The following is a 23,394-nucleotide window of genomic DNA, read 5'->3' as shown; positions in this document are numbered from 1 at the left end:
CCAAGATTTCGGAGGGCATCATGGCCAATCGCGGTGAGGGTTGCAACCTGCAGGGGCTTTTCGCTTCGCTGCTCGTCATACCCGTCATTGCGAGCGGAGCGAAGCAATCCAGACTTTCTCTGTTGAGGACCTGGATTGCTTCGTCGCAAGCGCTCCTCGCAATGACGGTTGAGGCAGTTGCGCGCGCTGCTGCCAGCATCGTCTCGGCGATCATGGAACTCGCCCCAACGTCATTCGCCATTGACAAACTAATTAGTCATTATCTAATTTACCGTCATAACAACCCGCCGCGCCAAAGCGGCCCATAAAAGAGAGGAAACTTCGATGAGAGGGCTTCTGGCCTGCGCCACGCTCGCGGCCATGATCTCGGCCGCCATGACCTCGGTCGCAAGCGCGCAGGTCTCCGACGACGTGGTGCGGATCGGCGTGCTGACGGATCTGTCGAGCTGGGGCCGCGACAATTCCGGGCCGGGTTCGGTCGAGGCCGCGAGGATGGCGGTGGAGGAGTTCGGGCCGACCGTGCTCGGCAAGCCAATCGAGATCATCAGCGCCGACCACCAGATGAAGACCGATGTCGGCGTCAACATCGTGCGCGGCTGGTTCGACAACGGCAAGGTCGACGCGGTCGTCGACATTCCCAATTCAGGCATTGCGATCGCCGTGCACAACATGGTGCGCGAGCGGGGCAAGATCGCGCTGCTGTCGGGCCCCGGCGCGAGCTCGCTGACCGACGAGCTGTGCAGCCCGAACACCGTGCACTTCACCTACGACACCTATGCGCTGTCGAAAGTGACGGCCTCCGCCGTGATCAAGGAAGGCGGCAAATCCTGGTACTTCATCACCGCCGACTACGCCTTCGGCCAGCAGCTCGAAAAGGACGCCACCCGCTTCATCAACGAGATGGGCGGCAAGGTGCTCGGCGGCGTCAAGCATCCGACCAACACCGCGGATTTTTCGTCGTTCGCGCTGCAGGCGCAGAGCTCGAAGGCTGACGTGGTCGCCTTCGCCAATGCCGGCCAGGACACCGACAACGCCATCAAGCAGTCCGGCGAGTTTGGCCTCGTCCAGGGCGGCCAGAAGCTCGTCGGCCTGTTGATGTTCGACACCGACGTGCACGCCATCGGGCTGAAGGCCGCGCAGGGCACCTACATGACGACGGCCTCGTACTGGAACATGGATGAGGCGACCCGCGCCTGGTCGAAAAAATTCTTCGCGCGCACCAATGTGATGCCGACCATGATCCAGACCGGCGTCTACGGCGCGGTGCTGCATTATCTCAAGGCGATCAAGGCCGCCGGCACCGACGATCCGGCCAAGGTGATGGCCAGGATGCGCGAGCTGCCGATCGAGGACACCTTCGTCCATGGCGGCAAGTTGCGCGAGGACGGCCGCGTCATCCGCGACATGTACCTCGCCCGGGTCAAGACCCCCGAGCAGTCCAAGGAGCCCTGGGATTATCTTGAGATCATCAAGACCGTGAAGGGTGAGGACGCCTTCCGCCCGGTCTCCGAATCCAAATGTCCGCTGTTGAAGAAGTGAGGCCCTGATGACCGGCAACGAGCCTGGCGCAAGCGAAACATACGAGTGCGACGTGCTCGTGGCCGGATCCGGTTGCTCCGGCATGTCGGCCGCGATCACCGCGCGCTATCGCGGCCTCGACGTGCTTGTTGTCGAGAAGGAGCCACGCTTCGGCGGCACCACCGCCCGCTCCGGCGGCTGGCTCTGGATCCCCGGCACGTCGCTGGCGAAGGCCTATGGCATCGAGGAAGCGCCGGAGCAGGCGCGCACCTATCTGCGCCACGAAGCCGGCAATAATTTCGATGCTGCGCGTGTCGATGCGTTTCTCAGTGCCGGCCCCGAGGCGGTGGATTTCTTCACCACCAAGACGGCGCTGCGTTTCGACATGCCGCTGGTGTTTCCCGATTATCACGCCGAAGCGCCCGGCGGCGCGCAGGGCGGCCGCTCGATGGTGACGCGCCCGTTCGACGGCCGCGAGCTGGGCGAGCAGATCAAGACGCTGGGCATGCCGCTGCCCGAGCTCACCGTGTTCGGCATGATGCTCGGCAGCGGCAAGGAGATCATCCACTTCATGCGGGTGACGAAGTCGCTGACCTCGGCGGTCTACGTGGCAAAACGCCTGTCGCGGCATCTGATGGATGTGCTGCGTTACGGCCGTGGCATGACGCTGACCAACGGCAATGCCCTCGCCGGGCGCCTTGCGAAATCCGCGCAGGATCTGAACATCCCGATGTGGCTGTCCTCGCCGGTGCGCGAGCTGACGGTCGAGAACGGCGCGGTCACCGGCGCGATCGTCTCGCGCGAGGGACGCACCGTGCGCATTCGCGCCCGCCAGGGCGTCGTGCTCGCCTGCGGCGGCTTCCCGCATGATGTCGAACGGCGCAAGAAGATGTTTCCGCATGCGCCGACCGGCCATGAGCATTTCTCGCCGGGCCCGACCGGCAACACCGGCGACGGATTGCGCCTCGCGGAGAGCGTGGGCGGACATGTCGAAGATCGCCTGCCGAACGCGGCCGCCTGGGTGCCGGTGTCGCTGACGACGCGCAAGGACGGCTCCAAGGGCGTGATGCCGCATTTCATCGATCGCGCCAAGCCCGGCGTGATCGCGGTGATCCGCGACGGCAAGCGCTTTGCCAATGAAGGCAATTCCTATCACGACTTCGTCCAGGCCATGATCAAGGCCGCCAAGCCCGGCGAGGAGATCGCCGCCTATCTCGTCTGCGATCACAAGACGCTGCGCAAATACGGCCTTGGCTGCGTGCCGCCGTTCCCGATGCCGCTCGGCCGTCATTTGCAAACCGGCTATCTCATGCGCGGCGAGACGCTGGAAGCGCTGGCGGCGAAGGCCGGCATCGATGCGACGGCGTTCGTCGAGACCGTCAAGCAGTTCAATGCGACCGCGCCGCAAGGCTTTGATGCGGCCTTCGGCAAGGGCTCAAAAGCCTATAACCGCTACCAGGGCGATGCGATGCACGGCCCGAATCCCTGCATCGCGCCGATCGAGAACGGGCCGTTCTACGCCATCAAGATGGTCACAGGCGACCTCGGCACCTATGCCGGCATCGTCACCGACGAGAACGCCCGCGCGCTCGATGCCGAGGGGCGGGTGATTCCCGGGCTCTATGCCGCCGGCAACGACATGGCCAGCATCATGGGCGGCAATTATCCCGGCGCCGGCATCACGCTTGGGCCGGCGCTGACCTTCGGCTACATTGCCGGGCGTCATCTCGCCGACAGCGCCGCCAGGCGCGACGCGGCGTAAGCATGATCCGGATCCGAAGGGCCGCGTTAGCGCAAAGCGTGCAGCGGTTTTCCGAAAAGATCATGCTCGAACGAGAGTCCAAGCGCATCGGAGGCGCATGAAGAGAGAAAGCCGCGGCATCCAGTCGATCGAGGTCGGCGGAGAATTGCTCCGCGCGCTCGCCCGGTGCGGCGAGCCGATGATGCTGCGCGATCTCGCCCGCGAGGCCGGCATGAATCCGGCCAAGGCGCATCCTTATCTCGCCAGCTTCTCCCGCATCGGTCTGATCGAGCAGGACGAGGCCACCGGCCGCTACGAGATCGGCGCGCTGGCGCTGGAGCTCGGCCTGATCAGCCTGCGCCGCCTCTCCGGCGTCCGCATTGCGCGCCCGAAGATCGCCGCGCTGGCGAGCCAGATCGGCCACGCGGTGTCGCTCGCCGTCTGGGGCACGCACGGCCCGACGGTGGTGCAGCTCGAGGAGCCGGGCCAGCCCGTGCACATCGTGATGCGCGCAGGCTCGGTGATGGCACTGCTGGAGACGGCCACGGGCCGCGCCTTCGCGGCCTTCCTGCCAGAGAAGACGATCAACGCCGCGCTCGAAAGCGGGCTCGACCGCCAGGGCGTCGGCTATAATCCGAAGCGGGTGGTGAAGGGCGCCAAGGTCGCGGAGATGCTGAACGAGGTCCGCAAGCACGGCCTTGCCCGCGCGCTCGGCGATCCCCTGCCCGGCGTCAATGCATTCTCGGCGCCGGTGTTCGACCATGCCGGCCACGTCGCGCTGGTCATCACCGCAATGGGGCCGGAAGGCACGTTCGATGCGCGCTGGGACAGCCCGATCGCCCACGCGCTGCGCGACTGCGCGAGCAGCATTTCGAAGCGGCTCGGCTACGGCATGAATATCGCAGCGGAGTGAAAATTCGCTAGAGCCGATCGCGCGGTGCGCCCCCTCTCCCGCTTGCGGGAGAGGGTTGGGGAGAGGGTGTCTCCGCAAAGGGACAATCCCCTAGAGGAGAAAGCCCTCACCCGCGCTTTCAGCGCGACCTCTCCCGCAAGCGGGAGAGGCGAAGAAAGTCCGCTACAGCGGCGCCACCCTCACCTCCTCGGCGGCGATCGAGCCGCTGTCGACGACCAGCGCAACCGCGCCGCCGGTCAGAGGTGAATCGCCGGTGTCCTGCGCGCTGAACAGCTTCTTGCCGTCGACATGGGCTTCGATCTCGCTGCCGACCACGCGCAGCTCGACCTCGTATTTGCGGTCGAGCTCCCAGGCGAAGCGCTCGCTGGCGAGCACGACCTCGTCATGCACGCGTTTGACGAGGCGCACGCGGCCGCCCTCGGCGCGGTCGAACATCAGCGCGTAATAGCGCTCGCGGCCCTGCACGCGCGCGGCGAGGCCCCAGGCATTGGCCAGCAGCGGCGCGATCGCCGAGGCCACCCGATAGTCCTTCCAGTCGCGCGAGCCCTGCGCGATGAAGCCGAGACCGTCGCCATTGGTAACGCGCAGGCCTTCCCAGCGGGTCTGGAACTGGCTGACATTGTTGACCCAGGCGTGCTTCCACATCGTGCTGACATTGTTGTCCGGCCGCTTCAGCACCGTGTCGGCCGCACCGCCCCAGGTCAGGTAATCCAGATAGAGCGTGCCATCGACGCCGAGCGGATCGCGCGTCTCGATCTCGATTCCGATCTCGAAGATCGGATAGGCGTGCGTCTCCGGCACCTGCCAGCTCAGCACGGCCTCGCAGCCGCCGGTCAGCTCCTGCGCATCGCCGTAGATCTGCACCAGTTCGTCATGCGCGTCATAGACGCTGGCGAACAGCCGCACCGCGACCGCGCCGCTCTCCGTTTCCGACTCCAGCCGGCACTCGACCCGCTGCCCCGAATAGAGCGTCGGGCACGACACCAGCTGATAGGTCGGCATCGTGAACACCTCCTTGTCGAAGAAGGTGGGGCTGGCGACGCGCGCCACGCGCCCGGGCGCAAGGCGACGGAAGTCGATCGCGAGGCTGCGCTGGCCGGTGCGGCTGTGGCCGGCGACATTGCTGAGCTCGACCTCGTGCAACCGCGCCGGCGCGCCGGCCTTGACGTGAAAGCCCTGCAGGCTGCCCGGGAAGTTGAAGTTGAAGCGCGCGCCGTTCTTGGCAACGGCCAGCGCCGGTGCGCCCGCCAGCGCCAATCCCGCCGCGACCAGCGACTGCGTCTCGATCACCGCATCGGTGATCGCGGCGCCGCCATCGGCGGTGGAGACGTACATGCGGTCGGCAATGGGCGTGCGGAAATCCGGCCCGGCGTCGAGGCCGGCAAGGCCGGTGCGGATGCCGAACAGGCAGCCGACATTGCCGGCGTTGCAATCGGTATCCCAGCCGGCGGTGTTGGCGATCCGCATCGCCTCCTGAAAACTGTTCTCGCCATAGAGCGTCGCCAGAATGATCAGCGCGTGGTTCGGCACGACGTGGCAATTGCCGAGGAATTTGTCGTAGCCGTAGCGTTCGGCGATCAGCGCGCGGGTGCGCTCCCAATCATTGCTGTTGTCCCCGGCATGCCAGTCGCGGACATCATCGACCACGCGCCGGATCAGCGCGTCCTTGGGCACGAAAGCGAGGCCCGTGTCGATCAGCTTCTGCACGTCGCGCTCGACGAAGGCCTGCGCCTCCATCGCCGCGAGCAGCTTTGCGGCATGCACGGATTCGCCGTCATGGCTGACCCGCCCGGCCTGGTCGGCGAGATAAGCGGCCTGCTCGGGATTGCCGGGGCTGACCATCGCCCAGCCATCGATGAAGATCTGCGCGCCGATCTGCTCGGCCACGGTCGCGCCGTTCAGCTCGATCGAGCCGCTCCGCGGCGCAGGAATGCCGGACTTCAGGCGGAGATAGGCGGTGTGCTCGGTGGAATTGCCGATGCCGCCCCACCACAGCACGGCGCGCTCCTCGACGATATAGTTCAGCCAGGCCTGGCCGACCTGCCTTGCCGTCAGGCGCTTCGGATAGCCGTTGTCGACGAGTGCGCGTGGAAACGCGAACGTGCCGGAGACGTCGTCATCGGTGACGACGAGGTGATGCGAGCGCAGGGCGACGTCGCGGCGCTCGTTGACGTAATAATTGATCGGCCCGAGCTCCTTCATGATCCGCTCATAGGTCCAGCCTTCGAAGGGCCGGCCGAGATAGACGCCGATGAGCTTGCCGAGCACGCCGGCATAGACGCGCTCCGCGTAGTCATGAGGAATTGCCGTCACTGTTCACTCCCATTTCAATTTCCTCCGCCCGGTCAGACCGACGAGCGTTTGATAATCTCGAATTTCAGCTCGTGGCTCTTGCCGGGCGCCTTCAGTCCGCCCGGCTGCAGCCGCCTCACCAGCGTCTCCGCCGCCAGCGCGCCGAGGTCGAACTCCGGCTGCCGCACCGTGGTGAGGCCGAGCAGCTTGGCGACCGGGATGTCGTCGAAGCCGGCAATCGCGATGTCACCGGGGATCGAGAGCCCCGCGGCGCGCGCCGCTTCCATCGCGCCGAGCGCCAGCACGTCGCTGGCGCCGAACACGGCGGTCGGGCGATCGCGCTTGCGATCGAGCAGCCGCCTCATCGCGCGCGCGCCGGATTCTTCCGAATACGCACTGTCGGTGACGAAGTCAGGCGATAGCCCGGCCTCGCGCATCACCGCGCCATAGCCTTGCGCACGGCGGTGGCTCGGGCCGAACTCGGCCTGGATCATGGCGATGCGGCGGTGCCCGCGCGCGATCAGGAGCCGCGTCATTGCAGCGGCCGCTTCCGCGTTGTCGATATAGACGCTGTCGATCGCGAGCGGTCCGTCCGGCTTGTGTTGGCTCTCCAGCCGCACCAGCGGAATGCCCTTTCGCGCCAGCACCGCAAGCTGCGGCACGCGCAAATGAAAGAACGTCGCGACCACGCCGTCGGCGCGCCCCTGCAGCAGCCAGTCGATCGCGCGCGCCTCGCGCTCGGGCCGACCATCCGTGTCGAAGATCAGGACGTCGTAGCCGGCGGGCCCGGCAACCGTCTGCAGGCCGCGGACGAGGCCGGGATAGAAAGGGTTGGTGATGTCAGGAATGACGCAGGCAAAGGTCATCGTGCGCGCGCTGCGCAGCATCCGCGCCGGATGGTTCGGCCGATAGCCGAGCTCTTCAGCGACTTCGAGGATGCGGGTGCGCGTCGCCACTGGCACGGACGGCGTCTCCGCCTTGTTCAGGACGAGCGACACCGCGGCCTGCGAAACGCCGGCCGCGAGCGCGATATCCTTCTGCGTGGGGCGGCCAGGGGCCGCCGTGTCGCGCCCCTTCGCTCGCTTCGTCCGCGTTGTTGACGTCGTCATTTCGGTTAGTTATACGTATTACTAAAGGAAAATCAACAATCGTCGCACGTGACCAGAGGAAACCGAGGTTCATCGCCATGACCATGACCCGACGCCAGCTTGTCGCCGCCATTCCTGCCGCAGCGCTTGCCGCCAATCTGCCGCGCGGCGCCCGCGCCGAGGACGGGCGCAAGGTCGTGACCTTCTGGTTCGGTCAGGCGAATTCGGACGGCCAGGCCGCGCTGCGCAACGATCTGGTCGAGGCCTTCAATGCCGCGCAGGACAAATATCTGCTGCAGATGGAGGTGAAGGGTGCGGCCGTCAACAATCTCCTGAAGGTCGCCCTCGTCGCCGGCAACGGGCCCGATATCGTGCAGACCGCAGGCCCAGCCTATCTCACCGCCATCGCCAATGCCGGCCAGGTGCTGCCGCTCGACGACTTCGCCGAGAAATACAAGTGGAAGGACCGCTTCCTCGCGCCGCTGCTCAACACCAGCGTCTATGGCGGCAAGCTCTATGCGCTGCCACGCGACTACGAGTCCATGCACCTGTTCTACAACAAGGAGCTGTTCAAGCAGAACGGCTGGAAGCTGCCGACCAACCGGCAGGAGATGGAGCAAGTCGCCGACGCCGCGCTCGCCAAGGGCATCATTCCCTTCGGCGCCGGCAACGCCGACTGGAAGGGCGTCAACGAGTGGCTGATGACGGTGTTCTTCAACAACGTCGCCGGTCCGGACAATGTCCGCAAGGCGCTGTCGGGCGAATTGCCCTGGACCGCACCGCCCTTCGTCGAGGCCGTCGAGCTGTCGAAGGCCTGGTACAACAAGGGCTATTTCGGCAAGAACTACTTCTCGTTGACGATCGAGCAGAGCTTCCTTCAGGTCGTGAACGGCAAAGCGGCGATGGCGCTGAGCGGCACATGGTCGTTCGGCACCAAATCCTACGGCATGTCGAAGCCCGACACCGTGATGGACGTCGCGCCGACGCCGAGCCTCGGCTCCGCGTTCACGGGATCACTGGTGCACCTCGCCTGCGGCGCGACGCTGTCGATCGCCAAGACCTCGCAGAATGCGGAAGGTGCCGCCGCCGTGTTCGAGTTCATGCTGACGCGCAAGTTCTACGAGGCGATGAACCGCGACTGGCCCGGCAAATGGGCGCTGCCGGTGAAGGACCTGCCGCCGGAGATGCTGCAGGGCATCGGCTATCCCCTGTTCGAGAAGACCATCGCAAATCTGCACGAGGCCTTCAGCAAGGGACAATACGGCTTCACCACCTGGACGTTCTGGCCCGGCGCCACCAATTCCTATCTGATCGAGGGCATCGAGCAGGTCTGGCTCAACAAGATTACGCCGGACGCCTACCTGACGCGGATGCAGACGCTGTTCAGCCAGGAAGCCAGGGAAGGCAAGGTGCCGCCGCTGCCGCCGCGGACGGCCTGATCGCAAGATGTGGCTGTTCGCGCTTCCGGCGCTGCTGATCAATATCTGCATCATCCTGGTGCCCGCCGTGCTGACATTCACGGCGGCGTTCTTCATCTGGGACGGCGTCGGCACGCCTGTCTGGGCGGGTCTGGCCAATTTCCAGAACATGATCGCCGATCCCGTATTCTGGTCGGCGCTCACCAACAATTTCATCTGGACCGTGATCTTCCTCACCGTGCCGGTCTGCCTCGCGCTGGTGATGGCTGCAGCTCTCTTGATGGCGCCGAAGGCGCGCATCGTCGTGCAGTCCATCATCTTCCTACCGCGCATCATCGCAGTCGCGGTGACGGGCCGCATCTTCCAGGGCATGATCTTCAGCCCGGCCACCGGCATCGTCGGCTGGCTGAACGAGCACGGCTTTTCGATCTCCGATCCCCTCGCCGATCCCGACCGCTCGCTCTACGCGGTCGCCGCGGTCGACATCTGGCACTGGTGGGGCTTTCTCGCGGTCGTGTTCCTCTCGGCGATGCGGCAGATCAGCGTCGACCAGATCGAGGCGGCGCGGCTCGACGGCGCCGGCTTCTTCGCGCTGTTTCGTCATGTCCTGCTGCCCGGCATCCGCCCGACACTGACCCTCATGCTGATTCTCACCGTGATCTGGTCGTTCCAGGTGTTCGAGTTCATCTTCATCGTCACCCGCGGCGGGCCCGCCTATGGCAGCGAGGTGCTGGCGACCTTTGCCTATCGCCACGCCTTCTTCGAAGGCGACGTTGGGCAGGCTGCGGCGGCGGCCTGCGTCATGAGCCTGTTCGGCCTGTGCGCCACCGCCGTCTATCTCTGGCTCCAGATCACCGACGACGCGCAGACGACATGATCGGGGATCGCTGGAGCAGGACGTTCAGCCTCGCGCTGATCGGCGTCGCATCGTTCAGCTCGCTGCTGCCGATCGTGCTCGCCGTGATGAACGCGCTGAAGACGACGGTCGAGATCGGCGCCAGTCCGCTGGCGCTGCCGAGCCGGCTGCACTGGGAAAACTTTTCGTCGGCCTGGCGCAACGCCCAGCTCGGCCCCAGCCTGCTGCACAGCGCCGAAGTCGCGAGCCTGACCATCTTCATGGTCTGCGTCACCGCGACGCCCTGCGCCTATGTGCTGGCGCGGCAGAAGGGAAAATTCTGGCGCTTCATCACCTTCTACTTCATGGCCACGATCACCGTGCCGGTGCAGCTCTATCTGTATCCGCTGTATTTCATCTTCGCCAAATTGGGGCTGGTGAACTCGATTCCCGCCGTGGCGTTGATCTACACCGCGATGTTCTCGCCGTTCGCGATCTTCCTGCTCCGCACCTATGCGCTGGCCATTCCCGTGGCGCTCGAGGAAGCCGCGCAGGTTGACGGCGCGAGGCCCTGGCAGACCTTCTGGTACGTGATCCTGCCGATGATGCGGCCGGGATTGCTCACGGTCGCGATCATCGTCGGGCTGAACGCCTGGAACGAATTCGTCATCGCCGTGACGTTCCTGCAGAATGACAGCAACGTCACCGCGATCGTGCGCTTCTACAACCTCACCGGCCAGTACTCGACCGATTGGGGCGAGATGCTGGCTGCCGCCGTGACGATCGTGCTGCCGATCGTCGTGATCTTCGTGCTGCTGCAGCGCCAGTTCATCGACGGCATGACGTCAGGCGCGGTGAAGTCGTAAACGCCACACGTGGCTCGGACCGAGGGGTCTGCCTTCGCGTGTTCGGAATCGTAGGGTGGGCAAAGGCGCGCTTTGCGCCGTGCCCACGAGAAGGCGGTGGGCACGCTGCGCTTTGCCCACCCTACGATACTGCGCGGTCGCGGAGACGGACGCTTCATCCGGCGCCATAGCCAATGCGAAGCATTGGCTTCTGAAGTGAACGGCGGCCGAAAGAGCTTCAATTCGCCCCAGCCCGCGCCGCGGCGGGCATGTAAATCTGCGCATAGCCTTCCTTGATCGCGGCGGTGATGCGATCGAGGCGGCGGTCGATGTGCTTCTCGAGCACCGAGACGCACGCCGCTTCGTCGCGCGCCTTCAGGCCTTCGATCACGGCGCGGTGCTCGGCTTGCGTGTTGGAGCGGTTGACGCGGTCCATGTCGATCCAGCGCACGAAGCGGATGCGCGCGTTGACGTTGCGCAAGACGCGCAGCATCTCGGCATTGTCAGACATCGCCATCAGCCGCTCGTGGAAGGTCTCATCCAGCTCGACGAGCTCGACCGACGTGCGTTCACCCGGATCGGGCCCGGTTGCTTCGAGGAATTTCAACAGCGCGTCGACGTCCTCGTCCTTGGCGCGCTTGATGGCGAGGCGAACCGCGGCGACCTCGATCGACTTGCGCAGCTCGTAGAGATCGAAGATCTCGTTGGCGTCCAGTTCGCGGCAGAAGAAGCCCTTGCCGGGAGTGAAGCGCAGGAAGCCCTCGGTGTTGAGACGGTTGAGCGCTTCGCGCAGCGGCGTACGGCTGACGCCGAGCCGTTTGGCCAGCTCACCCTCGTTGAGCCGTTCGCCCGGCTTGAATTCGTAGCTCACGGCCATCGCCTTGAGCTGTTCATAGACGCGATCGACGATACTATCCGAGGCGAGTTCCAAATTGCTCATCATCCACTGCATTCATGCCCGAACACAGCCCAATATACCGGGGCGACAGCCGCAATTGCAATGCCAACGAGAGGTTGTGAAGAGCCGGCGACATCAGGAATCAGGCAAAGGCGCGCGGGCGCAGTCCAGCATGAAACCAGGTGATCATGGAATAGATGTCATAGACCGGCAACCCGATCTCGGCCTGCAAGGCCGCCGCATAGGGCGGCATGTTGGTGCATTCGAGCACGATGGCGCCGACATCGGGGTTCTTGGCGACCAGCTCTTTGCCGGCCTCGACCACGTCGCGCTCGGCCTGCGCCACATCCATGTCGTCCTTCTCGGCCTTGATCAGCACGCGAAAGAATTCCTTGCCGTGCTCGGTGCCGACCAGCGGCGTATCGAGCGGCACGCCGGCACCTTCGAGATGAGCCGGGGTCAGCGTCGAGCCCGACACCGTGACGAGACCGACGCGCTTGCCCGGCGGCAGGGTCGCCTGCACCCACGGCACCTGCATCAACGACGAGGTCGCGACCGGCACGCCGACGGCGGCTGCGATCTCTTTCTGGAACAGCGAGAGGAAGCCGCAATTGGTAGTGATGGCTTCAGCCCCAAGGCGCACCAGATCCTTCGCCGCGTCGATGAAGTCAGGCAAGAGGCCGGCGGCGCCCTTCAACACCACCTTCTCCGGCGAAGCCCCGCTCACCACGCGATAGAGCACGGGAAACGGCCAGGTGGTGCCGTTGCCCATGTCGCCAGCGATGCGCGGAAAGCGCGCTTCCAGCATCAGGATGCCGAGCGGCGCGCCATAGATGGCCTTGCCGCCACGGGCGATACGAGACGGCGCGTTGGCTGAAATGGTCATGGTGCAATCTCAGAGGAAGCGGTTGGGCGAAAACGGTGCGAGCGGAATCTCCGGCTGCTTGCTGCTCAGAAGCTGCGCGACCAGGCGGCCGGTGCGAGCCGAGCCGACCAGGCCGACATGGCCGTGGCCGAAGGCATAGACGATGTCGCGGGAGGCGCGCGAATAGCCGATGCAAGGGCGTCCGTCCGGCATGCTCGGCCGGTGACCAAACCAGGTCTTGATGCGCGAGGCCGGCATGTCCTTCGGCAGTTTGGGGAACATGCCGAGAAGGTGGTTGCGCAGGATCTCGGCGCGCTTCCAGTTCGGTGCGGCCTGAAGGCCCGCGATCTCGACCGTGCCGGCGGCGCGCAGGCCCTTGTCGGTCCAGTTCACCACCATCTTGGCGTCGGCGGCCATCATCGAGCTGCGCGGACCTGTTTCGGGATGCTCGATCATGACGTGATAGCCGCGCTCGGTCTCGAGCGGCAGGGCATCGCCGACCGATGCGGTCAGCCGCTTCGAATGCGCGCCGGCGGCGACCACCGCAGCATCGCAGGAGATCTCGCCGGTCTCGGTCATGACGGCGACGAGCTTGTCACCGGAAAGCTTGAGCCCAGTTGCCTTGGCACGGACGAGCTTGGCACCGCTCGCCAGCGCATGCTGCGCAAGCGCGGCAACGTAAGCGCCGGGATCGCGGCAGCGGCCGGCCTCTTCGACTACCACGCCAAAGGTGTAGCGCGGATGCAGGTCCGGCTCGCGCTGACGCATCTCGTCGGCGCTCAGCTCCATCCACGCGACGCCGACCTTCTTGCGCAGGCGCCAGCCGAGATCGTTGTCGAAATTGCCGCGCGAGGGAAACACGTGCATCACGCCGTTGCGCTCGACCAGCTCAGGCACGCCGGCCTCTTCCGCCAGCTTGCGGTGAAGCAGCGGCGCGTCTTTCAGCAGATCGCGCAGCGCGAACGCGGTCTGCTCGACCCGCGCCTCGGTCCAGCCCGAAAGTAGGTATTTGATCAGCCAGGGCAGCGCCTTCGGCAAGTACGACCAGCGGATCGCCAGCGGGCCGAGCGGATCCATCAGATAGCCCGGCACCTTCTTCCAGATACCAGGCTCGGCCGGCGGGATCACCGAATGCGAGGAGAGCCAGCCGGCATTGCCGTAGCTCGCCGCCTGTTCGCCGCCGGGCTCGCCCGGATCGATCAGCGTGACGCGATGGCCCTCGCGCAGCGCCTCGATCGCGCTGATCACGCCGACCGCGCCTGCTCCGATGATGGCGACGTGGCGGCCCTCTACCATCGCTTACGCCTTCACCGCCGGGGTGAAATCCTTGCCGACCGATATCGCGCGCGGATCGATGATGCAGTGGAGGATCGACGGCTTGCGTGAAGCCAGCGCACGTTCGAACGCCGGCGCGAATTCTTCCGTGCGCTCGACCCGTTCGCCATGGCCGCCGAAGGCTTTCGCATACATCGCAAAGTCGGGGTTCTTGAGCTGGGTGCCGACGACGCGGCCGGGATAGTCGCGCTCCTGGTGCATGCGGATGGTGCCGTATTGCGAATTGTCGACGACGATGACGATCAACGGCGCGTCGTATTGCACGGCGGTCGCGAACTCCTGGCCGTTCATCAGGAAGCAGCCGTCGCCGGCAAAGGCGACGACGACACGGTCAGGAAATTGCCGCTTCGCCAGCACGCCGGCCGGCACGCCATAGCCCATCGAACCCGAGGTCGGCGCGAGCTGGGCGGCAAAGCTGTGGAAGCGGTGATGGCGATGGATCCAGCCGGCATAATTGCCGGCGCCGTTGCAGACGATCGCGTCCTTCGGCAGGCGGTCGCGCAGCCAGGTCATGACCTGGCCGTATTGGAAATGGCCCGGCAGCTCGCGTGCTGTCTCGGTCCAGGCGAGATAGTCAGCATGCGCCTTGGCGGCTTCGCCCTTCCAGGCCACCGCGCCCGAAGGCTTCAGCGTCTCGACCGCGGCGGCGAATGCGGCCGGCGTCGCCTGGATCGCAAGCTCCGGCTGATAGACGCGGCCGAGTTCTTCCGAGCCCGGATGCACATGGATCAGCTTCTGCTTCGGCGTCGGGATGTCGAGCAGGGTGTAGGACGAGGACGGCATCTCCGACATGCGGCCGCCGATCAGCAGGATGACATCGGCATTGTCGATGCGCGCCTTCAGGCTCGGGCTCGGCCCGATGCCGAGATCGCCGGCATAGTGCGGATGGTCGGCGTCGATCAACGAGGCCCGGCGGAACGAGGTCGCGACCGGCAGGTCGAAGCGCTCGGCAAAGCGCGCGATGCTCTTGGTGGCGTCATCGGTCCAGCGCGAGCCGCCGAGAATGACCAGCGGCGCCTTGGCGCTCGCGAGCAGCGCACCGACGCGCTCGATATCGGAAGGCGCCGGCCAGCTCACCGCCGGCTCGATGCGCATGGCATCGGCCACGGCGGCCGTCTCGGTCAGCATGTTCTCCGGCAGCGCGATCACGACGGGACCGGGACGGCCCTGCATGGCGACGCGGAAGGCGCGCGCGACCAGCTCCGGAATGCGATCGGGACGATCGATCTCGACCGCCCATTTCGCCATCGAGCCGAACACCGCCTTGTAGTCGAGCTCCTGGAACGCTTCGCGTCCGATCATGCCGGTGTCGACCTGGCCGACGAACAGGATCATCGGCGTCGAATCCTGCATCGCGATGTGAACGCCGTGGCTGGCATTGGTGGCGCCGGGGCCGCGGGTGACGAAGCAGACACCGGGGCGGCCGGTGAGCTTGCCATAGGCTTCGGCCATCATCGCAGCGCCGCCCTCGGCGCGGCAGATCACGACGTCGATCGGACTGTCATGCAGCGCATCGAGCGCCGCCAGATAACTCTCGCCCGGCACGCAGGTGACGCGCTCGACGCCTTGCGCGACCAGCTGATCGATCAGGATCTGGCCCCCGGTGCGGGTGTTTCTGATGGTCATGACGGCTCCCTGCAGGCGCTAGCGAATGCGTTTTTGGTCCGGGGTGGCGTAGGACAGGCGGAAACAAGGTGCAAGGCCGATGCTGACAGTGCAGAGGGCATCGGCCCGCATGTCAGCTGCGCGCCGCGATCGCGATCACCTCGATGCGGTAGCCGGGATCGGCCAGCTCGACCTTGCCGCAGGCGCGCGTCGGCACATGGCCCGGCACCACCCAGGCATCATAGACCGCGTTCATGGCGTCGAAATCATCCATGGTCTTGAGCCAGATCTGCACGCTGAGCAGGCGCGACTTGTCGGTGCCGGCGCGCGCCAGCATGTCGTCGATCTTGGCCAGCACCTCCTTGGTCTGCTGGGTGATGTCGGCGGTCTTGGTGTCGGCCACATGGCCTGCGAGGAAAACCAGATCGCCGAACACGGAAGCGCGGCTGCGGCGGGCGTTCTGCTCGATGCGGGTGATGTCGGTCATGGACGTCCTATTCCTTACTTGCCGGTGGCGATGATGCGGCGGCAGTGATCGAGCGCGGCGCCGATCAAATTGTCGCTCGCCTCCGGCGTGCGAAACGCCGAATGCGCCGACAGCGTCACGTTTGGCAGTTTCGTCAGGGCATGACCAGCCGGGAGCGGCTCGACGGTGAAGACGTCGAGGCCGGCATGGGCAATGTGGCCCGAGCGCAGCGCCTCCAGCATCGCCTCTTCATCGACGATGGCGCCGCGCGCGGTGTTGATCAGGATGCTGCCCTTGCGCATCTGCGCGATCCGCTCGCGCGACAGGAAGCCCTTGGTTTCGTCGTTGAGCAACAGATGCAGCGAGACGACGTGGCTTTCGGCCAGCAGTGTCTCCAGCGGCACGAAGTCGACGCCCGGATGGGTCTTTGGCGTCCTGTTCCAGGCGATCACCTTCATGCCGCAGCCCGCCGCCATGCGCGCGGCTTCAGCCGCGATGCCGCCGAAGCCGATCAGGCCGAGCGTCTTGCCGGTGAGCTGCACGGCGTCGCGACGCAACCAATTGCCCTCGCGCATGCCGCGGTCCATCTCGCCGAAGCTCCTGGCCGACGCCCACATCAGCGCGATCGCGCATTCGGCCACCGCGGTGTCACCATAGCCCTTGATGGTGTGGACCGAGATGCCGCGTTCAGCGAGCTCCTCCGGATTCATGTAGCTGCGCGCGCCGGTGCCGAGGAAGACGACATGCTTCAGCTTGGCGCATTTGGCGGCAATCGCTGCCGGCACCGCGGTGTGGTCGACGATCATGATCTCGGCATCGCCGAGCAGGCCGGGGAGATCTTCGGGCTTAATCGAGGGGTTGCGGACGATGCTGACAGGCAGTTTCGCCGCGCCCAGCAGCTTCTCGGTGACCGCGGCCAGGGTGTCGTTGGCATCGACGAAAACAGCACGCACAAACTCTCTCCTTCTCAATCCCAAGCTTGCCGGCCCGGTCCCATGGCCAGCCACGCGAGTTTTCTCTCGCCTTGCCAATCGAGGAGGCTCTCACCTGCCTCGTCGCACAAATCGCCGGCAAAGCCGCAATACCATATTGCATTATGTTCTGAATACAGAAATAGTCCACCAGCCGGAGCCGATAGATCCCCATTCCCCAGGGAGAACTGCCGATGAACCGCAGGGACGCACTCACCACCGTCGCGCTGGCGGGCGCCGCAATGGCCGCGACCACATCAATCAAGGCCGATACCGCGCCGACCTCCACGCTCGATCGCATCAAGAAGAGCGGCGTGCTGCGCATCGCCGTCATCGCCGGCCAGGATCCCTATTTCCACAAGGACCTTTCGACCAATCAATGGTCGGGCGCCTGCATCGACATGGCGAACGACATCGCGAGCAAGCTGGGCGCCAAGGTCGAGACGCTGGAATCGACCTGGGGCAACCAGATCCTCGATCTGCAGGCCGACAAGATCGACCTCGCCTTCGCCGTGAACCCGACGCCCGAGCGCTCGCTCGTCATCGACTTCTCGACGCCGATCCTGGTGCACTCCTTCACCGTCATCACCAAGAAGGGTTTTGCCAAGCCGCAGACCTGGGCCGAGCTCAACAAGCCCGAGGTCAAGATCGCCGTCGACATCGGCTCGACGCACGAGACGATCGCGCGCCGTTACTGCCCGAAGGCCGACATCCTCGGCTTCAAGACTCGCGACGAGGCGATCCTCGCGGTGTCGACCGGCCGCGCCGACTGCAATGTCTCGCTCGCGGTGCTGTCGATCTTCACGCTGAAGAAGAATCCGACGCTGGGCGATCTCGCGATTCCGCGGCCGCTGCTGACGCTGCCGACCAATCTCGGCATCCGCGCCGAAGCCGATCGGCGCTACAAGGATTTCCTCAGCGCCTGGGCAGATTACAACCGCTCGCTGGGCCAGACCCGCGAATGGCTGCTGAAGGCCTATCAAACCGTCGGCCTCAGCGCCGACGACATTCCGGGCGAAGTGCAGTTCTGATCGATCATTTTCGCTTGATGCCCTGAGCAGAGCGGGACGCTGATATGCGCGCGGCCCGACGTGGGGCATCCGGTGTTGACGCGGACCCATGCGCGCTTAACTACACCGGATAAATATTGCGGGGGTGGCGACGTTCGCCGGGCTGGTTCCCGTTGCCATCACCGATGCAGGACACATGACGACTTCGCCTCAAGCGACCTCGCCTCGCAGCTCAGCGCCCCCTCACCTCGCCATCGTCCTGTTCTCGCTCGCGATGGGCGGCTTTGCGATCGGAACCACCGAATTCGCGTCGATGAGCCTGCTGCCGTTCTTTGCGGCTGACCTTCACATCGACGAGCCGACCGCCGGACACGCGATCAGCGCCTACGCGCTCGGGGTCGTGCTGGGCGCGCCGCTGATCGCCGTGCTCGGCGCGAAATTTGCCCGGCGCACGCAATTGCTGGCGCTGATGGCGGTGTTCGCACTCGGCAACGCCCTCACCGCGCTGGCACCGAGCTTTGGCGCGATGATCGCCGCCCGGTTTCTCTCCGGCCTGCCGCACGGCGCCTATTTCGGCATCGCCGCGCTGGTTGCGGCCTCGCTCGTGCCGCAACATCGCCGCTCGCAGACGGTCGGCCAGGTGATGCTGGGGCTGACCGTCGCCACCATCATCGGCGTGCCCCTCGCCAATCTGATCGGCCAGGCGCTCGGCTGGCGCGCGAGCTTTGGCCTCGTATCGGTGCTGGCCTTGCTCACCGTGGTGCTGTGCGCGCTGTTCGCGCCGCGCGACCAGGCCGGCCGGTCGGATCCGCTGCGCGAGCTCGGCGCACTCAGAAGCCGCCGCGTCTGGAATACGCTCGCGATCGGGGCCATCGGCTTCGGCGGCATGTTCGCCGTCTACACCTATCTGGCGACGACCTTGATCGAGGTCACCAAGGTTGGCACCGGGGTCATTCCGTTCTTCCTGGCGATCTTCGGCATCGGCGCCACGCTTGGCAATCTGGTCGTGCCGCGCTTCGCCGATCGCGCCTTGATGCCGACGGCGGGCGGCATCCTGCTGTTCGCAGCGGTGGCGCTGCTGGCGTTTCCGCTCGCGGCCGGCAATCCCTGGCTGCTCGCGATCGACATCTTTGCGATCGGCGCCAGTGTCGCGCTCGGGGCTATCTTGCAAACGCGGCTGATGGATGTCGCCGGAGATGCACAGGCGCTCGCCGCCGCGCTCAATCATTCGGCGTTCAACACCGCCAACGCGCTCGGCCCGTTCCTCGGCGGCCTCGCCATTCGCGAGGGGCTGGGCTGGACCTCGACCGGTCCGGTCGGCGCAGCGCTGGCGCTTTTGGGCTTTCTGATCTGGATCCTCGCCTGGCGCGATACCGGCGCCGCGCCGGCCGCGCCCACCGCGAGCCGAGACGCCGCATCACGCGAGACTGCTCCGCTGAAGCGCGCCCCGCCGCTGGCGCCTGATAGCCGAAGCCGCTCCAAGGATCCCGTGGCCTGACGGATTGCAGGCGCGCTCAGAACAGCGCGGCGTTGAAAGCCTGTCCATAGATCATCGCGGCGACGAGCGAGATCAGGAGGCCTGCGCCCGAGAAGATCATCAGGATCTTCAGAGTTTCGACATCGACATTGGTTCCCGTCGCACGGGATATTGCTCTTGCCAGTGCAGCAATCATCGCCAGCTCCGAAGCCGGCCGCGCGAAACGCGGGGCCTGACTTGATCTAGCGCAGATCGGCGCATCCGCCTGTGAAGCAGATTACAGCTGCGGCTGGCCCTCGGTCGACCCGGATCACACCGCGGTCTGGGGCCACACGCGGAGGATGAGGGCGAAAGCGCACCGCAAACTCAGCTGTCGTCCTGGCTTTCGCCAGGACGACGATGATGAGGTGGCACAGTAATTCCTCCACACACCGTCATTGCGAGTGGAAAGAGCTAGCCCCTCACCGATGCTCGATCGCCCTGATCGCGCCGCGCAGCTCGGCGAGGCCGCGCAGGCGGCCGATCGCGGTGTAGCCGGGATTGGTGCGCTTGGTGGCGGCGAGGTCGTCGAGCATGCGGTGGCCGTGATCGGGACGGAACACGATCCTCTTGTCCGGTGACCGCCGCGCGTTCTCCTTCAACAAGGCCTTGAGCACGGCGACCATGTCGACGTCGCCGTCGAGATGATCCGACTCGTAGAAAGACAAACCGTCGGCCTCGCGCCTGGTTGCGCGCAGATGCGCGAAGGCGATGCGCGGAGCGAAGCGTTCGGCCATCTCGGGCAGATTGTTTTCAGGCCGTACGCCGAGCGAGCCGGTGCACAGGCAGATGCCGTTGGCCTTCGACGGCACGGCATCGAACAGCGCCTGGTAATCATCGGCTGAAGAGGCAATGCGCGGCAGGCCGAACAGCGGGCGCGGCGGATCATCCGGATGCAGCGTCAGCGACACGCCGAGCTGCTCGGCGACCGGCGTCACGCGCGCGAGAAACTCGACCAGATGCTGCCGCAGGATCTCTGGGGTGATATCGCGATAGGTCGCGAGCCGCTCGCGGAATTGCGGGATCGTCATCGGCTCGGTGGTCGAGCCGGGCAGCGCGCTGGCGATGACCATGACGAGATAGTCGATATCGGCCTGGCTCATCCTCTTGAACAGCGCTTTCGCACGCGCCTGCGCTTCCAGCGAGTAGTCCTGAACGGCAGCGGGCCGCTTGAGAATATGCAGCTCGAACGCGGCAAAACGATCCTGATCGAAACGCATGGCGCGGGCGCCGTTCGGAAGCTCCCATTCAAGATCGGTGCGGCACCAGTCGACCACGGGCATGAAATTGTAGCAGACGATCGTGATGCCGGAGGCGGCCACCGCCTCCAGGCTCGCGATCCAGGCGTCGATGGACTTGGTCGCCTTGGCTCCGAGCCGCTTGACGTCATCAGGAATAGGAATCGATTCTACCACCGACCAGGTCAGCTTTGAGCGCCCGGGCTGGCCGTTCTCGATGAAGTTCTTGCGCTCCTCGACAGCCTTGCGGGTCCAGGCCTCCCCGATCGGCACCTGATGCAGCGCCGAGACGATATCGCTCGCCCCGGCCTGCCTGACGTCGTCGAGCGAAACCGGATCGTCCGGCCCATACCAGCGCCATCCCTCGAGCATCATGCTTGTCTCCAATCAGTTCGCCGTCAGCACGACCTTGACGCTCTGCGAGCGGTCCAGCGCCAGCCGCAGCGCGTCCGGCGCGGTCGCGAGCGGCCGCTCGGCGGTGACCAGCGACAGCACATCGACGCTGCCCACGCTGATCAGTTCCACCGCGGTCATGAATTCGAGCCCAAAGCGGAACGAGCCGCGCAGGTCGATTTCCTTGGCCATCACCGCATTCGACGGCGTCGGAATCTGACCGCCCGGCAGATTGCCGATCTGCACCACCACGCCGCCGTGTCGGACGATGCCGATGGCGCTGGCAAGGCCTGCGGCCGTGCCCGAGACTTCGAAGGCGACGTCATAGGGACGCAACGCGGCTTGCGCCTTCAGGCCCTCTTCGCCGCCTGAGACGTTCTCGACACGGGACGCGCCGAGCCTGGTCGCGAAGGCCAGCGGCGCCGGCGCGATGTCGGCCACCGTGATGTCCGACATACCGGCGCGATGCGCGGCCAGCATGGTCAGCAGTCCGATCGGGCCGGCTCCGAAGATGATGCCCCGCTTGCCCTGGATGTTGCCGGCGCGCGCAACGGCGTGCAGGCAGACGGCCAGCGGCTCGGCCAGCGCCGCGGCTTGATAGGACACATGGTCCGGAATCTTGACGCACTGCGCCGGGATCGCGTCGAAATATCTGGCAAAGCCGCCCTGCATGTGCGGCGTCTTCGACGCCGAACCCATGAAATAGATATTTTCGCAGAGGTTCTGCCGGCCCTCACGGCAGGCCACGCAACGGCCGCACCAGCGCGACGGGTTGACCGCGACGCGGTCGCCCACCTTGAGATTCGCTGCCGAGCCCGCGATCTCCACGACCTCGCCCGAGATCTCGTGGCCGAGCACCAGCGGCGATGTCACCACGAAGTCGCCGGTCCGGGCATGGCGGAAGTAATGCATGTCGGAGCCGCAGATGCCGCCGGCCCCGAAGCGGATGCGCACCATGCCCTCAGTGAGCTTGGGAAGCGGATGCTCGATCATGCGCAGGTCTTCGGGTCCGAACAGGGTCGCGGCGAGAGAGGTCGAGGTCATTTGGAAAGTCCCATGTATTTCGGCAGCCAGAGGGTCAGGTCGGGCATGTAGGTGATCGCGATCAGCGCGAGCAGCAGCGGCACCAGCCAGGGCAGGATGGCGACCGTCGTGCGCTCGACCGAGAGCTTTGCCACGCGCGCCAGCACGAACAGCACCATGCCGAGCGGCGGATGCAACAGGCCGATCATCAGGTTCAGCGTCATGATCAGACCGAAATGGATCGGATCGATCCCGAGCTTGAGCACGATCGGCAGCAGGATCGGCACCAGAATGGTGATCGCCGCCGTGGTGTCGATGAAGCAGCCGACGAACAGGATCAGCACGTTGGCGAGCGCCAGGAACACCCATTTGTTGTGGGTGATGCCGAGCATCCAGTCCGACAGAAGTTGGGCGGCCTGCGACACCGTCAGCAGCCAGGCGAAGATCGAGGCAGCCGTGACGATGAACAGCACCGAGGCCGTGGTCTCGATGGTATCGAACGTCGCCTTGGCCACCGTCTGCAAGGTCATGGTGCGATAGCGCACGAGGCCGAGGAACAGCGACCAGATCACCGCGGCGACGGCCGCCTCCGTCGGCGTGAACCAGCCGAGCGTCATGCCGCCGATCAGGATCACCGGCGCCATCAGCGCCATCACCGCCGAGAAGTCGAAATACCAGTCGATCGCGAGCAGCGCGCCGAGACCGATGACGACGGCCAGATTGGTCGACAGGCCGGCCAGCACCATCAGCCAGATCGCCAGCGGGAACGAGAACACGATGACGATCTCGAGACCGGCCGCGCCGAGCTGCGGCCAGGAGAACGGCGTGTCGCTGCCCCATTTGTTCCTGTGGGCGAAATAGGTGACGGTCGCCATCATCAGCAGCGTCATGACGATGCCGGGAATGACACCGCCCAGGAACAGCGCGCCGATCGAGACGTTGGCCATCATGCCGTAAATCACGAAAGGCAAGGACGGCGGGATGATCGGGCCGAGCGTCGCGGAAGCCGCGGTGACGCCGACCGAGAACTCGGTGCTGTAGCCGTGGTCCTTCATCGCCTTGATCTCGATGGTGCCGAGACCCGCGGCATCCGCGATCGCAGTGCCGGACATGCCGGAGAAGATCACCGAGCCGATGATGTTGACGTGGCCGAGACCGCCGCGCATCCATCCCACCAGCGCGACGGCAAATTTGTAGATGCGGCCGGTGACGCCGGCGATGTTCATGAGGTTGCCGGCCAGGATGAAGAACGGCACGGCGAGCAGCGGAAAGCTCTCGACGCCCGCGATCATGCGCTGCGCCAGCGTGACGTCGGGCGTCACGCCGCTGACCAGGATGTAGAGCAGCGACGATCCAGCCATGGCAATCGCCACGGGAACGCCGAGCAGCATCAGGAGGAGAAAACCGCCAAGCAACAGCAGCAT

The 23,394-nt window shown here is 65.5% G+C and carries 21 protein-coding genes; 9 read left to right on the top strand and 12 right to left on the bottom strand.

The annotated features are described in order from the left end of the window. Positions 1-20 precede the first annotated feature (20 nt). From G8O24_RS25940 to G8O24_RS25925, 4 genes are all read left to right on the top strand, one after another. The gene (locus G8O24_RS25940; protein ID WP_188104327.1) at positions 21-308 is read left to right on the top strand and encodes a hypothetical protein; all 288 of its coding nucleotides are present in this window, start codon (positions 21-23) and stop codon (positions 306-308) included. A gap of 16 nt (positions 309-324) precedes the next feature. Further along, entirely contained in the window at positions 325-1,539 is a 1,215-nt protein-coding gene (locus G8O24_RS25935; RefSeq protein WP_188104325.1) for an ABC transporter substrate-binding protein, read from the top strand. A gap of 7 nt (positions 1,540-1,546) precedes the next feature. Next, positions 1,547-3,280 (top strand): FAD-dependent oxidoreductase, encoded by a 1,734-nt coding sequence (locus G8O24_RS25930; RefSeq protein WP_188104322.1) that lies wholly within the window; start codon positions 1,547-1,549, stop codon positions 3,278-3,280. 97 nt (positions 3,281-3,377) lie between these two features. Then, the gene (locus G8O24_RS25925; protein ID WP_188104320.1) at positions 3,378-4,172 is read left to right on the top strand and encodes an IclR family transcriptional regulator; all 795 of its coding nucleotides are present in this window, start codon (positions 3,378-3,380) and stop codon (positions 4,170-4,172) included. Between the two features lie 162 nt (positions 4,173-4,334). Here G8O24_RS25925 and G8O24_RS25920 read toward each other — a convergent pair whose 3' ends face one another. Both G8O24_RS25920 and G8O24_RS25915 read right to left on the bottom strand, forming a co-directional pair. Next, on the bottom strand, positions 4,335-6,485 hold the full coding sequence (locus G8O24_RS25920; protein WP_188104319.1) for an ADP-ribosylglycohydrolase family protein: 2,151 nt from the start codon (positions 6,483-6,485) through the stop codon (positions 4,335-4,337). A 32-nt stretch (positions 6,486-6,517) separates the two neighbouring features. Continuing rightward, the gene (locus tag G8O24_RS25915; RefSeq protein WP_188104317.1) at positions 6,518-7,573 is read right to left on the bottom strand and encodes a LacI family DNA-binding transcriptional regulator; all 1,056 of its coding nucleotides are present in this window, start codon (positions 7,571-7,573) and stop codon (positions 6,518-6,520) included. A 77-nt stretch (positions 7,574-7,650) separates the two neighbouring features. On the opposite strand from G8O24_RS25915, the gene G8O24_RS25910 reads away from it, so the two are divergent. The 3 genes from G8O24_RS25910 to G8O24_RS25900 are packed head-to-tail and all read left to right on the top strand — an operon-like array spanning position 7,651 to position 10,671. Further along, complete coding sequence (locus tag G8O24_RS25910; protein ID WP_188104315.1) at positions 7,651-8,991, top strand: ABC transporter substrate-binding protein; 1,341 nt, start codon at positions 7,651-7,653, stop codon at positions 8,989-8,991. Between the two features lie 7 nt (positions 8,992-8,998). Beyond that, positions 8,999-9,847, top strand: a complete 849-nt coding sequence (locus G8O24_RS25905) for a carbohydrate ABC transporter permease (RefSeq protein ID WP_188104313.1) — start codon at positions 8,999-9,001, stop codon at positions 9,845-9,847. Continuing rightward, positions 9,844-10,671 carry a carbohydrate ABC transporter permease gene (locus G8O24_RS25900; protein WP_188104311.1) on the top strand — a complete coding sequence of 276 codons (828 nt, stop codon included), beginning with the start codon at positions 9,844-9,846 and terminating at the stop codon, positions 10,669-10,671. The genes G8O24_RS25905 and G8O24_RS25900 overlap by 4 nt, the downstream gene beginning before the upstream one ends. A 217-nt stretch (positions 10,672-10,888) precedes the next feature. On the opposite strand, the gene G8O24_RS25895 is transcribed toward G8O24_RS25900, so the two are convergent. The 6 genes from G8O24_RS25895 to G8O24_RS25870 all read right to left on the bottom strand — a co-directional run bounded on the left by G8O24_RS25895 (position 10,889) and on the right by G8O24_RS25870 (position 16,772). Beyond that, positions 10,889-11,590 carry a GntR family transcriptional regulator gene (locus G8O24_RS25895; RefSeq protein WP_244645992.1) on the bottom strand — a complete coding sequence of 234 codons (702 nt, stop codon included), beginning with the start codon at positions 11,588-11,590 and terminating at the stop codon, positions 10,889-10,891. 100 nt (positions 11,591-11,690) lie between these two features. Further along, a complete protein-coding gene (locus tag G8O24_RS25890; protein ID WP_188104308.1) occupies positions 11,691-12,434 on the bottom strand; it encodes an aspartate/glutamate racemase family protein in 744 nt (247 codons plus the stop codon). Positions 12,435-12,443: 9 nt separating this feature from the next. After that, positions 12,444-13,709, bottom strand: coding sequence for an NAD(P)/FAD-dependent oxidoreductase (locus tag G8O24_RS25885; protein WP_188104306.1), 1,266 nt, complete (start codon positions 13,707-13,709; stop codon positions 12,444-12,446). A 3-nt stretch (positions 13,710-13,712) separates the two neighbouring features. After that, positions 13,713-15,374 (bottom strand): thiamine pyrophosphate-binding protein, encoded by a 1,662-nt coding sequence (locus G8O24_RS25880; RefSeq protein WP_188104305.1) that lies wholly within the window; start codon positions 15,372-15,374, stop codon positions 13,713-13,715. A 112-nt stretch (positions 15,375-15,486) separates the two neighbouring features. Next, on the bottom strand, positions 15,487-15,840 hold the full coding sequence (locus G8O24_RS25875) for a RidA family protein (protein WP_188104303.1): 354 nt from the start codon (positions 15,838-15,840) through the stop codon (positions 15,487-15,489). A gap of 14 nt (positions 15,841-15,854) precedes the next feature. Beyond that, positions 15,855-16,772 (bottom strand): NAD(P)-dependent oxidoreductase, encoded by a 918-nt coding sequence (locus G8O24_RS25870; RefSeq protein WP_188104301.1) that lies wholly within the window; start codon positions 16,770-16,772, stop codon positions 15,855-15,857. A 212-nt stretch (positions 16,773-16,984) separates the two neighbouring features. Between G8O24_RS25870 and G8O24_RS25865 the strand changes: the two genes are divergently transcribed. Beyond that, positions 16,985-17,821: a transporter substrate-binding domain-containing protein gene (locus G8O24_RS25865; RefSeq protein ID WP_188104299.1), complete on the top strand. Its 837-nt coding sequence runs from the start codon at positions 16,985-16,987 to the stop codon at positions 17,819-17,821. Positions 17,822-17,996: 175 nt separating this feature from the next. Further along, the gene (locus G8O24_RS25860) at positions 17,997-19,298 is read left to right on the top strand and encodes an MFS transporter (RefSeq protein ID WP_188104348.1); all 1,302 of its coding nucleotides are present in this window, start codon (positions 17,997-17,999) and stop codon (positions 19,296-19,298) included. Between the two features lie 16 nt (positions 19,299-19,314). On the opposite strand, the gene G8O24_RS25855 is transcribed toward G8O24_RS25860, so the two are convergent. The 4 genes from G8O24_RS25855 to G8O24_RS25840 all read right to left on the bottom strand — a co-directional run bounded on the left by G8O24_RS25855 (position 19,315) and on the right by G8O24_RS25840 (position 23,394). Beyond that, positions 19,315-19,473, bottom strand: a complete 159-nt coding sequence (locus G8O24_RS25855; protein WP_188104298.1) for a hypothetical protein — start codon at positions 19,471-19,473, stop codon at positions 19,315-19,317. 265 nt (positions 19,474-19,738) lie between these two features. After that, positions 19,739-20,929, bottom strand: a complete 1,191-nt coding sequence (gene uxuA, locus G8O24_RS25850) for a mannonate dehydratase (RefSeq protein WP_188104296.1) — start codon at positions 20,927-20,929, stop codon at positions 19,739-19,741. 12 nt (positions 20,930-20,941) lie between these two features. Further along, positions 20,942-21,991 (bottom strand): L-idonate 5-dehydrogenase, encoded by a 1,050-nt coding sequence (locus tag G8O24_RS25845; protein ID WP_188104294.1) that lies wholly within the window; start codon positions 21,989-21,991, stop codon positions 20,942-20,944. After that, a complete protein-coding gene (locus G8O24_RS25840; protein ID WP_188104292.1) occupies positions 21,988-23,394 on the bottom strand; it encodes a TRAP transporter large permease in 1,407 nt (468 codons plus the stop codon). Before G8O24_RS25840 ends, G8O24_RS25845 begins: the two co-directional genes overlap by 4 nt.

It is taken from the genome of Bradyrhizobium campsiandrae (assembly GCF_014529705.1).
Classification (GTDB): domain Bacteria; phylum Pseudomonadota; class Alphaproteobacteria; order Rhizobiales; family Xanthobacteraceae; genus Bradyrhizobium; species Bradyrhizobium campsiandrae.
The sequence above is the reverse complement of the archived record's forward strand: the minus strand, read 5'-3'. Positions and strand labels throughout refer to the sequence as shown.